At 71.8% G+C, this 13,811-nt stretch carries 9 protein-coding genes and 1 pseudogene; 7 read left to right on the forward strand and 3 right to left on the reverse strand.

Annotated elements, in window-relative coordinates:
* Window positions 1-663: NUDIX domain-containing protein (locus AB0L00_RS29715; protein ID WP_364440385.1), on the reverse strand; the 663-nt coding region annotated here is incomplete at its 3' end.
* 185 nt (window positions 664-848) lie between these two features.
* Here AB0L00_RS29715 and AB0L00_RS29720 point away from each other — a divergent pair.
* The 3 genes from AB0L00_RS29720 (at window position 849) to AB0L00_RS29730 (ending at window position 5,222) form a co-directional block, all read left to right on the forward strand.
* Window positions 849-2,846, forward strand: a complete 1,998-nt coding sequence (locus AB0L00_RS29720) for a glycosyl hydrolase family 18 protein (protein ID WP_364440386.1) — start codon at window positions 849-851, stop codon at window positions 2,844-2,846.
* 137 nt (window positions 2,847-2,983) lie between these two features.
* A complete protein-coding gene (gene sppA, locus AB0L00_RS29725) occupies window positions 2,984-4,696 on the forward strand; it encodes a signal peptide peptidase SppA (protein WP_364440387.1) in 1,713 nt (570 codons plus the stop codon).
* Between the two features lie 40 nt (window positions 4,697-4,736).
* Window positions 4,737-5,222, forward strand: a complete 486-nt coding sequence (locus AB0L00_RS29730) for a flavin reductase family protein (RefSeq protein ID WP_364440388.1) — start codon at window positions 4,737-4,739, stop codon at window positions 5,220-5,222.
* 141 nt (window positions 5,223-5,363) lie between these two features.
* On the opposite strand, the gene AB0L00_RS29735 is transcribed toward AB0L00_RS29730, so the two are convergent.
* Entirely contained in the window at window positions 5,364-5,642 is a 279-nt protein-coding gene (locus AB0L00_RS29735) for a zinc ribbon domain-containing protein (protein WP_364440389.1), read from the reverse strand.
* Window positions 5,643-6,771: 1,129 nt separating this feature from the next.
* Between AB0L00_RS29735 and lanKC the strand changes: the two genes are divergently transcribed.
* The 4 genes and pseudogenes from lanKC to AB0L00_RS29755 form a co-directional block, all read left to right on the forward strand.
* Window positions 6,772-9,333, forward strand: coding sequence for a class III lanthionine synthetase LanKC (gene lanKC, locus AB0L00_RS29740; RefSeq protein WP_364440390.1), 2,562 nt, complete (start codon window positions 6,772-6,774; stop codon window positions 9,331-9,333).
* A gap of 6 nt (window positions 9,334-9,339) precedes the next feature.
* Window positions 9,340-9,453 (forward strand): SapB/AmfS family lanthipeptide, encoded by a 114-nt coding sequence (locus tag AB0L00_RS29745; RefSeq protein ID WP_345357096.1) that lies wholly within the window; start codon window positions 9,340-9,342, stop codon window positions 9,451-9,453.
* Window positions 9,454-9,508: 55 nt separating this feature from the next.
* Entirely contained in the window at window positions 9,509-11,269 is a 1,761-nt protein-coding gene (locus tag AB0L00_RS29750; protein ID WP_364440391.1) for an ABC transporter ATP-binding protein, read from the forward strand.
* Window positions 11,270-11,928: 659 nt separating this feature from the next.
* Window positions 11,929-12,738, forward strand: a pseudogene (locus AB0L00_RS29755) (ABC transporter ATP-binding protein); the annotation flags it as partial.
* A gap of 276 nt (window positions 12,739-13,014) precedes the next feature.
* On the opposite strand, the gene AB0L00_RS29760 reads toward AB0L00_RS29755, so the two are convergent.
* A complete protein-coding gene (locus tag AB0L00_RS29760) occupies window positions 13,015-13,620 on the reverse strand; it encodes a response regulator transcription factor (RefSeq protein WP_345357089.1) in 606 nt (201 codons plus the stop codon).
* Between the last annotated feature and the right edge of the window lie 191 nt (window positions 13,621-13,811).

Raw genomic sequence — 13,811 nt, forward strand, 5'->3', positions numbered from 1 at the left:
GGGAGGCATGGTCGCGGGTCGGCGGCATGCTGACGGAGGCGTACCTGCCGGCCGCACAGCGCGCGGCGCTGTTCCGCGCCGCCGCGACCATCCCGCGGCGACGGCGCCGGGGAGGTCGTCGATCGGGCCGAGGGCGACCAGCCGGTCGCGAAGCCGAGCGGGATCGGCCCCGAGTCCGTCGAGCGCGGCGGCGTGGACGACGAGGACCGGTCGGACCAGCGCGGCGCGGAGCCGGGACCAGCCGTCGGCGAACGCCGGGAACAGCCTCTTGCGCGGCACCTGATCGACGTGGACCCAGGCGACGTCGGCGGTCTCGAACGACGCCCGGCGGACGTCGGGCCGCTCGGCGACGGACGCGATCACCGTTTCGTACGACCAGCCGCCGTGGTGCTCGCCGATCAGGCCGTGTACCCGGACGACGGACGGGTCGAGCGTGCTCTCCTCCCCCGCCTCGCGCAGCGCGCCGGCGATCGCGTCCTCGTGGCTGTGCCGCGCGCCGCCGAGGATCCCCCAGGTGCCGCCGCCGATGGACAGACGGGCGCGCTTCTGCAGGAGCACGTGAGGCTCGGGAGCCAGGTGGTACAGGAGCAGACCGGCCGCGCCATGGCGGCCCCAGTGCCGATGACCGGCGTCGCAATTCACCCAGCCGTCCCCGTCGCCCATACCAGTGAGGGTAATGGGCAGGTCGGGACGGCTACCGCTGAAAACCACCCTTACCACCCGGCTGACCACTGGTTTTTCGGGCATTGACGGCGTCTCTCGACCGGGTTAGCTTCCGAGCACTGAAAAGAAAGTTTCTTTTCAGTGAGTACGGCGCCGTGCTCCTCCCGCCACACCGAGGAGCCAACTTGAGACGGAACATCCTCCGGCTCGTCGTCGCGTTCGCGGCGGCGGCCCTCCTCACCCTGCCCCATTCGACCCCGTACGCCCACGCGGCCACCGCCCCGACCGCCACGTTCACCAAGGACTCCGGCTGGGGCAGCGGCTACCAGGGCAAGTACACGATCACCAACGGCGGTTCCACGACCCTCAACGGCTGGAAGGTCGAGTTCGACGTGCCCGCCGGCGGCTCGGTCGGCGCGTACTGGGACGCCCTGATGACCCAGAGCGGCACCCACTACACCTTCACCAACCGGGAGTACAACGGCACGCTGGCGCCCGGCGCGTCGGCGAGCTTCGGCTGGACGGGCGCGCCCGAGTCGGCCACGCCGCTGAACTGCAAGCTCAACGGGCAGCCGTGCGACGGCAGCGGAGGCGGAGGAGGCGGTGGCGGTGACACGTCGCCGCCGACGGTGCCCACCGGTCTGCGCGTGACCGGTACGACGTCCAGTTCGATCAGCCTCTCGTGGACGGCGTCCACCGACAACGTCGGCGTCACGGGCTACCGGGTCTACGAGGGGTCCACGGTGGTCGCCACCACGACCTCGACCAGCGCCACGATCGGCGGGCTGGCCGCGAGCAGCAGCCACACCTACTCCGTCACCGCCCGGGACGCGGCCGGGAACGAGTCCGCCAAGAGCGCCACCGTGTCCGGCACGACGCAGTCCGGCGGCGGGGGCGGCGGCGGGACCTACCAGAAGGTCGGCTACTACCCCCAGTGGGGCATCTACGGCCGCAACTTCTGGATGAAGAACCTCGACACCGACGGCGCGGCCGGCAAGCTCACCGTGCTGAACTACGCGTTCGAGAACCTCGACCCGAACAACCTGACCTGCGCCGAGACGACCAAGGGCACGACGTCCAACCCGGAGGACCCCGACCAGGGCACCGGGGCCGGTGACGCGTACGCCGACTACGGCGCCTCGGTGTCGGCGGCCAACAGCGTCGACGGCGTCGGCGACACGTGGGACCAGAAGCTCAAGGGCAACTTCAACCAGATCAAGAAGTTGAAGGCGAAGTACCCGAACCTGAAGGTGCTCGTGTCGATCGGCGGGTGGACGTACTCGAAGTTCTTCTCCGACGCCGCCAAGACCGACGCCGGGCGCAAGAAGCTCGTCAGCTCCTGCATCGACATGTTCATCAAGGGCAACCTGCCCGTGTCGTCCGACGGTACCGGCGGGTCGGGCACCGGCGCGGGCGTGTTCGACGGCATCGACGTCGACTGGGAGTGGCCGGGCAGCCCGGACGGCCACCCCGGCAACCACTACGATCCCGCCGACAAGGCGAACCTCACCGCGCTGCTGGCGGAGTTCCGCAGCCAGCTGAACGCCCTCGGCAGCGGCTACCTGCTGACCGCCTTCACCCCGGCCGACCCGGTCAAGATCAACGCGGGCTGGGACCTGTCCAAGATCTTCAACTCCTTGGACTTCGCCAACGTGCAGGGGTACGACTTCCACGGCTCGGGCAGCGACAACTCCTGGGAGCCGAACCGCACCGGCCACCAGGCGAACCTGTACGTCGACACGGACGATCCGTACTCCACCCACTTCAGCGTCGACTCGGCCGTGAAGGTCTACACCGACGCCGGGGTGAACACCCGGAAACTCACCATCGGGATCCCGTTCTACGGCCGGGGCTGGCAGCAGGTGGCCGACGGCGGCAAGAACGGCGAGTGGCAGGCGGCGAACGGCGCGGCGCCCGGCGACTTCCCCGAGGAAGCGGGCACGCGCGGATACAAGAACATCGCCACGAACGTCCCGGGCTGCACCGTCTACCACGACGAACAGGCCATCGCGACGTACTGCTACACGGGCGCGAACGGCCAGTGGTGGTCCTTCGACGACCCGTGGTCGATCGGCAAGAAGACCGACTACATCAAGTCCAAGAACCTGCTCGGCGCGATGATCTGGGAGATGTCCGGTGACACCGGCCCCCTGATGACCGCCCTCGACAGCGGCCTGCACTGAGCCGTGCGGGCCGGCGCTCCCTCCGTGAGCGCCGGCCCGCACGGGGCGGTCCGGGGCCGCCGGGTGACGCGAACACCCCGCGACCTGATCACCAGGCCACGCCCCGGTACGTGCGCGTGCCGCATAGGGTTGGGCTCATGGTGGATGCCGGAGCAGTGGTCGACCTGCTGAAAGACGCACGGGAGCGGCGCACCGCCCCGCTGATTCTCGAGTTGGACCTCACCGACGGGATCGTCGAAGGGCCGCCCGCCGACCCGGTGTCCGCGCTGGTCTCGATGCGCCGGGCACACCTGCGGGACGTCCTGGCCGGGCTGCGGAAGGGCGGTTCCGACCCTCGCGTCAAGGCGCTCATCGTACGGATCGGCGGCGGCCGGCTCGGCCTGGCCGTGGCCCAGGAGCTCCGGGCGGCCGTCCAGGCGTTCCGCGACGCGGGCAAGCTGACCGTGGCCTGGGCCGAGTCCTTCGGCGAGACCGGCCGCGGGACCGTCCCCTATTACCTGGCGACCGCGTTCGAGCGGATCTACCTGCAGCCGTCGGGGGACCTCGCGCTGACCGGCGTCGCGCTCGAAGAGCCCTTCTTCAACGAGGCGCTGGAGAAGGCCGGGATCACGCCGCGCTTCGCCAAGCGGCACGAGTACAAGACGGCCGCCAACACCTTCATGGAGCGCACGTACACCCCCGAGCACCGGGAGATGTCCGACCGCATCGTCTCCTCCATCGGTGCGCAGGTGGTCGCGGGGGTGGCCGCCGGGCGCGGGCTGCCGGAGGAGCGCGTCCGTGAGCTGATCGACCAGGCGCCGCTCCTGGGCCCCGAGGCCCTCGAGGCCGGGCTGGTCGACCGGCTGGCCTACCGCGACGAGGTTTATGCCGAGGTCCGCGCCGCGGCCGGCGGCGTCCGCGGCGGCGAGGTCCGGCTGCGCTACGTCGCGCGGTACAACCGGGGTCAGAACGTGACCAAGCGGATACCCCGCCCCCAGCAGGACGTCGTCGCGCTGATCCAGGGGCATGGGCCGATCCGGCTGGGCCGGAGCGGTCGCGGCCTCCTGCCGGGACAGGGCGCCTCGATCGGCTCGGACACCATCGCGGCGGCGTTTCGCGCGGCGGCCCGGGACGACAAGGTCAAGGCGATCGTGTTCCGGGTCGACAGCCCCGGCGGTTCGTACGTCGCGTCGGACACGATCTGGCGCGAGGTCGTCCTCGCCCGCAAGGCCGGCAAGCCCGTCATCGTGTCGATGGGCAACGTCGCCGCGTCGGGCGGCTACTTCGTGGCGGCGCCCGCCGACACCATCGTGGCGCAGCCGGGCACGCTGACCGGCTCGATCGGGGTCGTCATCGGCAAGCCGGTCATCGGTGACCTGCTCGACCGGCTCGGCATCGGGCTCGGCAGCGTGGAGCACGGCGCGCACGCCCGGATGTACGCGCCGACGCGTGACTTCACCGACGAGGAGTGGTCGCGGATCAACACCTTCCTCGACCGGGTGTACGACGACTTCGTCGGCAAGGTGGCCGAGGGCCGCGCGATGTCCCGCGAGCGCGTGCACGAGCTGGCCCGGGGGCGGGTGTGGACCGGCGCCGACGCCCACGAACGCGGCCTGGTCGACGAGCTCGGCGGACTGGCGTACGCCCTCGACCTGGCGAGGAAGAAGGCCGGGCTGGCCGCCGACGCGCCCGTGCGGGCCTACCCTCGCGTCTCGCCGCTCGATCGTCTTCGTCCGGCCGAGTCCAGCGACGACCGTACGGCCGCGAGCGCGCGCGTGGACGCGTGGGGCCCGCTCACCGGAGTCGCCACGCGTATCGGCCTGCCCTCCGGCGGCCCGCTGATGCTGCCGGGCGCCTGGGAGATCCGCTGATGGGGACCGGGCGCACGCCCGGGCCCGGCACGGCGTGACCGTGGGCGAGGTCACGCCGGCCGACTTCACCGAGGCGCTGGCGACGTTCGCGACCGGCGTCGTGGTCGTGACCGTACGGGACGGACGCGACGACATCGGCACGACCCTGACCGCGTTCTCCTCCGTCTCCCTCGACCCGCCGATGGTCCTGATCGGCGTCGGCACCGGCTCGTACCTCGGCGAGGTCCTGCACCGGTGCGATCGCTGGGCCGTGACGGTGCTGTCCGCGGCCCAGCGGGCGATCGCCGGCCGGTTCGCGGCGGCGGGCCGGCCCAGCGCTCGGCTGCTGATCGCCGGAGAGCCGCACCATCGGGGCCCGAGTTCCGGCGCGCTGGTGATCGAGGGAGGCTCGGCCGCCCTGGAGTGCGAGACCCGGCAGCGCGTCACGGCGGGTGACCATGTCCTCTTCATCGCCGAGATCCTCGCGGTCGACTACGTCGACGTCGGACGGCCGCCCCTGATCCGCGTCAACCGCCGATACCGCTGACGATAACGATCACGGCCAGCAGGGCGACGACCCCGAAGATCGCCCGAGCCGTCTACCGCACGCATAGGCCGCGCATCGCCTCGCGAGCTGATTCCCTGTCAGCTTCTCGACCGTGAACGTTCGAGCTTGGGGCTCGGGTGTTCACGCCTTGTTGCGCTCCCCGTCGCGGCTGGGTGTCGTGCCGGGGTCGATTCTCCCCTCCCCCTTTGGGGGTGGGGACGGGCATGCTGACGAATGCCCACGCCACGCACGCCCGTTTCCGATGGTGGCGGCGATGACGTCGGCGGGGCCAGCGAACCCGCACCGGCGACAACAAAAAGTGTTCCGGTCGGGCCGGTTCGCGCGCTCGGTGTGTCCGCACCAGGGCACGGGACACCGCTGGGAGGTGTAGGCCGGGTCCACTGCCGGGCGAACACGCACTGGGCGAACGCGACCGCCGACACCTCATTCGCCGCGGTGTTGCACAGGGACAGGGTCGCCGCCAGCGCCGCCGCCTGCTCAGGCGTCGGCAGCAGCTTCACCCGCACCACCAGCTTCACACTACGTGACCATACCAATACGACCCGTTGATGTCACCGTGAGGGACATCAGACCCGGACGTTCGCCGAGGGCCGCAGTGTTGTCCACGACAGCGGCCGTTACTCAGATGACCGGCGGGACCCCGTCGGCCGTCTGATCGTCGCCGCCGCCTCGCCTGATGGCGATCGCAAGACGCGCGAACGAACGCCGGCAAGGCTCAGTCGCTGGATGGCCCCGAAGTGTCGGCCCCGCGTGCGTCAGCTGCGCTCGCAACCGGACCCGAGCGCAGGACCTTCGCGACGGCGGCCTCGACACAGGCGCCCGATGCGCTGCGCGTGCTTTTGCGCCAAGGTGTTGCCAGGGCGAGTGAGCCTGGATCGGCAGCCATGTGCCTTCTCCTCACCGGATAGCCGGTCGAACAGCCCAGCTGACCGGCATGCTTGATACGCGTAGTCATTACCGTCGGACACCGTGTAACGGATACCCGAAGGTGACGCTGATCTAACCAGACCGGCGAGGCCTCTGGCAGAAGATCATCGGGTTTCATCCAACGCAATACAGATCCATTGCCCGGCCGACCGGCACCCGGTCCGTCGTCGCCCCATCCTGCCATCAGTCGTCGTCGCGCGCATTGCCGTCGGGTCCCTTCGCCCCGGCCGGAACGGGCCGCTTCCCCCGGCCTGCGTCGCGCCCGCCCCACAGGCAGGGCGGCGAACCGAGCGGCGAGACCTGGCGCGGGGCCGGCGGTGCCCGCGGAGCGCCACCGGACGCGTCCCAGAACGAAGGTCGCGAGTATCGCCCATATCGTTCGATACCGCCTGGTAGCCATTCCCGAAAAGGCAGTCATCTGGGCAGATGCCCTGTCCACCTGCTTGCTCCCTTTCACGGTCACATGTCGCCATAGGACATGTTCACGAGTCATTCGTGACACTTGTCCCTAGGCGGCGCATAGCGCGCCCTGCCATTCTCTCTTCTCGTAACACCCGGAACTCACCGGACCAGCCCACTCCTCCGAGCAGAGGACACAGCGGTGGAAAAGCAGTACGAGGTGTATTGCCAGAAAGACCGGCTCTTCTATGACGTCATGGACGGTCAGGAGAGCCCGGCTTTCGCCATCGCCGACGAGCCTCTCCCCGAGGGATGGCAGCGGATTCGCCGTAGCGAATGGCTGGTCTACGTCCCGCCGGCCCAGGAGATCCCCCGGCAAGGTTGGAAGATCCACGTGTCGGCCTGTCACGAGAACGCCGAAGACGTGCTCGTCCGAGTCCGGGACTACTGCGTTCCGAGGACGGTTTCGTTCAAGCACCTGCGCAGTTCCGACGTCCTTCTGATGCGCAACGCGAAATACGCGGGACGCGGGGGGAGCGGGAAACTCATCACCATTTACCCGCGGAATGACGCCGAGCTCGAGCGGATCCTGCACGACCTCGGCGAACTCCTCGCCGGCGAGCCCGGTCCGTACATCCTCACCGACCTGCGGATCGGGGACGGCCCGCTCTACGTGCGCTACGGTGGCTTCGCCGAGCGCCACTGCAAGGACGAGGACGGACGGCTCGTCTCGGCCATCGAGGACGGCGAGGGACGGCTCGTACCCGACCGCCGGGACCCGGTCTTCCGGGTGCCGGACTGGGTTACCGTGCCGGACTGCCTGCGCCCTCACCTGGATGCCCGCAACGCGGTGACGATGGCGGGCCTGCCGTACCAGGTGACCGAGGCGCTCCACTTCTCCAACGGCGGCGGCGTCTACGCCGCCGAGGACACCCGGACCGGCGAACGCGTCGTGCTCAAGGAAGGCCGGCCGTACGCCGGACTGGCGGCCGACGGCGCCGACGCGGTGACCCGGCTCCGCCGCGAGCGCGACATGATGCGGCGCCTCGCCGACATCGACGGCGTGCCCGCGGTGCGCGACTACTTCACCCTCGGCGACCATGAGTTCCTCGTTCAGGAGTTCGTCGAGGGACGGCCGCTCAACACCTTCTTCGCCGAGCGGCATCCGCTGCTCGACCCCGAACCCGATCCGAGCCGGGTCGCCGAGTACACCGCGTGGGCGCTGCAGGTCTACGAGAGCACCGAACGCGTCGTCGAGGCCGTGCACTCCCGCGGGATCGTCTTCAACGACCTGCACATGTTCAACATCATGGTGCGCCCGGACGACACCGTCGCGCTGATCGACTTCGAGACGGCGGCGCCGGCCGCCGACGAGGGCCGGCAGATCCTCGCCAACCCAGGATTCCTCGCCCCGCCGGACCGCCGGGGCGTCGCCGTCGACCGATACTGCCTCGCGTGCCTCAAGCTCGCGCTGTTCGCACCGCTGACCACGATCTTCCAGCTCGACCGTACGAAGGCAGCCCACCTCGCCGAGGTGATCGCCGAGCGGTTCCCGCTGCCGGACGGCTACCTCGAGTCGGCCGTGGCGGAGATCTCCCGTGACGTCGCCACGGGAAGCCGGATCGTCGGGTCCATCCCCTCGATCCAGCCCGATCCGGACGGTTGGGAGGAGGCGCGCTCGGCGCTGAGCAGGGCGATCCTGGCCAGTGCCACGCCGGACCGCGACGACCGGCTGTTCCCCGGCGACATCCAGCAGTTCGGCGGCACCGCCCTCGGCCTGGCGTACGGCGCGGCGGGCGTCCTTTACGCCCTGGACGTCACAGGATGCGCGGTCGAGCACGATGGCTGGCTGATCGAGCACGCCACGAACCCCCCGCCCGGCAGCGGTCTCGGTCTGTACGACGGGCTGTACGGCGCCGCCTTCACGCTGGCCCACCTCGGGCACCTCGACGCCGCGGGCAAGGTCGTCGACATCTGCCTCAGCGAGCGGTGGGATCGTCTCGGCACCGACCTGTACGGCGGACTGCCGGGCATCGCGCTCACACTGGAGCGGCTCGCCGGCCCGCTGGAGGCGCCGGCCCTCCGGGACGCGGCGACGCGGGCCGCACAGTCGGTCGCCGACCAGGTCGTGGCGGCGACCGAGGCGCCCGCCCGGCCCGGGCTGCTGCGCGGGATGTCCGGCCCGGCGCTGATGTTCGTCCGGTTCTACGAGCGCACCGGCGACCCGAACCTTCTCGACCTGGCCGCTGCGGCCATCCGGCTGGACCTCCAGCGATGCGTGACCGACAAGAACGGCGCGCTGCACGTCGACGAGGGCTCACGGATCCTGCCGTACCTCGGCCGGGGCAGCGTGGGGATCGGTCTCGTGATCGACGACTACCTCGCCCACCGGGAGGACGAGCGGTTCCGGGAGGCTCGCGAGGCGATCCGGGTCGCCGCCCACTCGGTCTACTACGCCCAGTCCGGCCTGTTCAGCGGGCGCGCGGGAATGCTCCTCCACCTCGCCCGGCAGGGCGATCCGCGGGCGGCGGCGCACATCCGCGACCTGGCCTGGCACGCCGTCTCGTACGAGGGCGGCCTGGCCTTCATCGGCGAGAACCTGCTCCGGCTCTCGATGGACCTGGGCACCGGGACCGCCGGCGTCCTGCTCGCGCTCGGCGCGGCACTGCACGACCGGCCGGTCCACCTGCCGTTCCTGGCGGCACCAGAGCAACCCGCGAGAACCCTCGCGGGTGTCGGAGACACGAACACGGCGAGGAGGTGAAACACGATGACGCTTCTCGACATGCAGGGCATGGAGTCCACCCCGGGTGGTGGCGGCGAGACGAACAGCAGCCTGAGCCTGCTGTGCCACAGCTCGCACAGCATCACTGTCTGCCTCTGATGAAGGACATCTGGTCCCGGGAACCATGGCCCGGACCGTGAAGGCAGGGAGACCGATGACGGCGAGTGGGCTCGTGATTCGGGCGATCCGCGACGGCGGCGTCTGGGCGAGCCTGCTCGCCGTCACCTCTTTGGTACGGGCGGGAGCGGAGACGCTCCTGCCGGCCGTCCTCGGCCGCGCCGTGGACGGCGTTCTGCATGACGGCGGGACGTCCACCTGGCCGCTCGCCTACGCCGCCCTGGTGGCCGCCGCCATGACCGGCGACGTCCTCACCGAACTCGCGGTCGGGACCAGCGCGGCCGCCGCCACCGCCCGGATGCGGCACCGCTTCGTACGCCGCCTGCTGGCCCTCGGCCCGTCGGCGTCCGGTCTCGCGGCGGGCGACGTGACCAGCCGGGCCGTCACGGCCACCACGGACACGGGCCTCGCCCCGTCCGCCGTCGTCCTCGCGGTCACCGCCGTCCTGCCGCCGGTCGGCGGGATGATCGCCCTCTTGGTGCTCGACCCCTGGCTGGCGCTGACGTTCGCGCTGGGCCTCCCGGTCATCGTCGTGGTGCTGAACGCCTTCGTCCGGGACACCTCCGCCATCGTCGGCCGCTATCTGGCCGTCCAGGGCGTCATCGCCGCGCGACTCGTCGAGGCGCTGGCCGGCAACCGGACGGTCGCGGCCGCCGGCACCGCCGATCGCGAGACCGCCCGGATCCTCGCGCCTCTTCCCGAGCTCGCCGCGCACGGGCACCGGACCTGGCGCGTGCAGGCCGCGACCGCGGGCCGGGGCACCCTCGCGCTTCCGCTGCTGCAGATCGCGGTCCTGGCCGTCGCGGGCTACGAACTGGCCGCCGGGCGGCTGACCGCGGGCGGGCTGCTGGCCGCCACCCAGTACGCCGGGCTGGGCGCCGACATCGGCCCGGTGATCACACAGCTCGGCCGGCTGGCCCGCGTCCGCGCCGGGGCCGCCCGCCTCGCTCCGGTGCTGGACCGGGAGCCGCCCGCCCACGGCACCGCATCGCCGCCGGAGGGGCCGGGACGCCTGGAGTTCCGCGGGGTGTCGGCCGCACCGGTCCTCGACGGCCTGGACCTCGCGGTTCCCGGTGGCCAGGCCGTCGCCGTCGTCGGCCGGTCCGGGTCGGGCAAGTCGCTGCTGGCCGCGCTGGCCGGTCGCCTCGCCGAGCCGGACACGGGCGAGATCCTGCTCGACGGCGTCCCGCTGCGAGACCTGAGCCGTACGGCGCTCCGGCAGACGGTCGGATACGCATTCGCCCGGCCCGCCCTCTTCGGGGCCACCATCGCCGAGGCGATCACGGGCGACGTCACCACCGCCGACGTCGTGCGGGTGAACGGGTCGACGTCGAGCGAGAAGGCCGCCCCGGCGGCCCACCCCGCACGGGCGACCGATGGGGAGGCCGTCCTAGCGGCCCGTGCGGCGCAGGCGGACGGTGGAGAGGCCATCCTGGCGGCCCGTGCGGCGCAGGCGGACGGGTTCATCCGGCGCCTGCCCGCCGGCTACGCGACTCCCCCGGACGCCGCCCCGCTCTCCGGCGGTGAACTGCAGCGGCTGGGCCTGGCCCGGGCGTTCGCCCATCCCGGACGGGTGCTCATCCTGGACGACGCCACCTCCAGCCTCGACACCGCCACCGAGGTGCACATCGGCGACGTCCTCACGCGCGACCCGCGCACCCGGCTGATCATCGCGCACCGGGCGGCGACGGCGGCCAGAGCCGACCTGGTGGCCTGGCTCGACGGCGGGCGGATCCGCGCCTGCGCTCCGCACCGGGAGTTGTGGGCCGATCCGGAGTACCGGGAGGTGTTCCGCTGATGCCGCGGCGGTGGAGACGTCTCGGCGGCACCCGGGTGCTGATCGCCGCCGTACGCCACCATCCTCGCGAGGCGGTGCTGCTCGCGGTGTGGTCGGCGGTCGAGGCCGCGCCCGTCCTGGTCTTCGGCCGGTCCGTCGCGGGGGCCACCGACGCGTTCCTGGCCCACCGCGTCGAGGCGGGACTGGTCTGGCTGGCCGCGCTGGCCGTGGCGGCGGCCGCGGGCGCGGTCGGCAGCGCCGCCGCGTATCGGCCGCTGGCCGGGATCGTCGAACCCTTCCGGGACGCGCTGGTCCGCCGGGTCGTCCGCGGCGCCGTCCACGAGGCCGTGCGCACGGGCCGCCCCGGCGACGCCGCCGTCGCCCGGCTCACCCAGCACGTCGAGATCGTCCGCGACACGTTCGCGGGCCTCCTCGTGGTCGTCCGGGGATTCGTGTTCACGCTCGTGAGCGCGCTGATCGGCCTGACGGCGCTGATGCCGGTGACGCTGCTCCTCGTGGTGCCGCCGGTCGCGGTGGGACTCGGCCTGTTCCTCGGCATGGTGTCGCGGGCGATGACCCGTCAGCGGGAGCTCATCCTCGCCGAGGAGCGGATCGCCGGATCCGCGACCGCGCTGGCCACCGGCCTCCGCGACATCGTCGCCTGCGGCGCGGAGGACGCCATGGCCGCCGACGTCGGACGGCTGATCGACGCTCAGGCTGCGGCGGCCCGGTCGGTGGCGCGACTCGCCGCCGGACGCACGATCGCGCTGGCCGTCGGCGGGCGCCTGCCGCTCCTGGCGATCGTCGCGGCCGCGCCGTGGCTGCTGCGGCACGGCGCGACGCCCGGCGCGGTGCTCGGCGCGCTCACGTACGTCCTGCAGGGACTCGCCCCGGCGCTGCACACCGCCATCCGGGGGCTGGGCGGCAGCGGGCTGCGTCTCGCGGTGACCCTCGACCGTCTGGTCGAGACCGGTGAGGTCCCCGCCGTGCCGCGCCCCACCGGAGCCGGTGGCGACCTGCGGCTGACCGGCGTGACCTTCACGTACGGGCCGGACGCCGAGCCCGTGATCGACGACCTGTCCCTGGCGGTCCCCGACGGCGACCACCTGGCGGTCGTCGGCCCGAGCGGCATCGGCAAGTCGACCCTGGCCCTGCTCGTCGCCGGGCTGCTCACGCCCTCGCGCGGCACCGTGCTCCTGGGCGGCACGCCCGCCTCGGACGTCGCGCCGGAGGCCCGTACGCTCATTCCCCAGGAGGCGTACGTCTTCGCCGGCACGCTGCGGGACAACCTGTGCTACCTCCGCGGGGACGCCGCGCGTCCGGATGACGACGAGCTCGCCGCGGCGGCGGCCGCAGTCGGCCTGACGGCCCTGGTCGAACGCCTCGGCGGGTACGACGCCGAGGTCGACCCGGCCGCGCTGTCCGCCGGCGAGCGCCAGCTCGTCGCGCTGACCCGCGCGTACCTGTCCCCGGCGCGGCTCGTCCTGCTGGACGAGGCCACCTGTCACCTCGACGCCGCGGCCGAGGAACGCGCCGAAGCGGCCTTCGCCGCGCGGCCCGGCTCCCTGATCGTCATCGCGCACCGGATGACCTCGGCCCGGCGGGCCCGCCGGGTGCTCATGCTCGACGGTACGCGGGCCTGGCTCGGCCGCCACGAGGACCTGCTGACCCGCTGCGGGCCGTACCGGGACCTGCACGGGCACTGGGCCGCGAACGGCGTCGGCTCAGAACCGGCCCGCGTCGTCGGCGATGCGGACGGCGTCGGCTCAGAGCCAGCCCGCGTCGTCGGCGATGCGGATGGCGTCGACCCGGTTGCGCGCCCCTATCTTCCCGATGACGCGCGACATGTGGTTCCGGACGGTGCGGACCGACAGGAACAGGTGGTTCGCGATCTCGGCGGATGACGCTCCCTGCGCGGCCAGTCGCAGGACGTCGAGCTCCCGGTCGGTGAGGGGGCTCTCGACGGTCTCGAGGGCCGCGAAGGCCAGCTCCGCGTCGATGACCCGCTCACCCTGCGCGACCCGCCGGACGGCGTCGGCCAGGTCCTCCGGAGGGGTGTCGATGAGGAGATAGCCCATCACTCCGGCGGCCACCGCGCGGCGCAGGTCACCCGGCCGGCGGCGGTCGGCCATGATCAGGACGCTGCAGGAGGGCAACTCGTCGTGCAACGCGCGCGCGACCCCGAATCCGTCCCCGAGCGCCAGGCCGGTGCCGATCAGGGCCACGTCGGGGTTCGTCTCCAGGGCGGTGGGCAGTGCCTTGTCCGCGGACTCTAAGGCGGCGCCGACCAACATATCGGGCTGTGCGTTGAGCAGGGCGACGAGCCCGCCGCGGACCAGGTTCGTATTCTCTACGATGAGAACGCGTATCATTTCCGCCTCTTGGCATTTTTGATTTCACCGGGCCGTCGATTTCCGAGGCTCGCTGAAATCTTTCGTACGTCGACTCAGGCGATCACGCCGTCGGCGACTAAACGTGAGAGGCAGGAAGCAGGCAGTAGGTGGCCACGGATGAACATCAGGAGGCTCCCGAGGGGCTGGGGGCGATCCCCTCAAGAGTGGAT

It is taken from the genome of Actinoallomurus sp. NPDC052308, from assembly GCF_040679195.1.
Classification (GTDB): domain Bacteria; phylum Actinomycetota; class Actinomycetes; order Streptosporangiales; family Streptosporangiaceae; genus Actinoallomurus; species Actinoallomurus liliacearum.